Below are 368 nucleotides of genomic sequence, written 5' to 3'. Positions count from 1 at the left end.
AGACAGCTTTAATGCCTTATGGAGCGAAGGCAATGTTGTCACCAAAGTGGGAGACGGTATGCAGGTGACGTCGGCGAAAGGGAAAGCTAACGTGACCACGACAATAGGCAACGGCTTAAATGTCACCGCCGCGCATGGCGACGCTAATATTAACACTCATGTGGGTGAGGGTATTTCGGTTAACGTGGCGTGGGGGAAATATAACGTCAATACCAAAGTGGGCAATGGCCTGAATGTGGCGGTCATGAAAGGGCAGAGTAACGCCAATATCCAGGTGGGGCAGGGTTTAGCGGTTAATGCCGCTTATGCGCGCAATAATCTGGCGATTAAGATAGGTGAGGGGGATTTTTACAGCCTGGCGGTTGCAG

At 51.4% G+C, this 368-nt stretch carries 1 protein-coding gene; it reads left to right on the top strand.

What is annotated here, in order from left to right; genetic code table 11:
• The coding region (locus tag SLS51_RS23435) for a hypothetical protein (RefSeq protein WP_323840867.1) at positions 1-368 on the top strand (368 nt) is incomplete at both ends.

Origin of the sequence: Photorhabdus africana (genome assembly GCF_035181445.1) — a bacterium.
In the GTDB taxonomy this organism is placed as follows: domain Bacteria; phylum Pseudomonadota; class Gammaproteobacteria; order Enterobacterales; family Enterobacteriaceae; genus Photorhabdus; species Photorhabdus laumondii.
The sequence above is the reverse complement of the archived record's forward strand: the minus strand, read 5'-3'. Positions and strand labels throughout refer to the sequence as shown.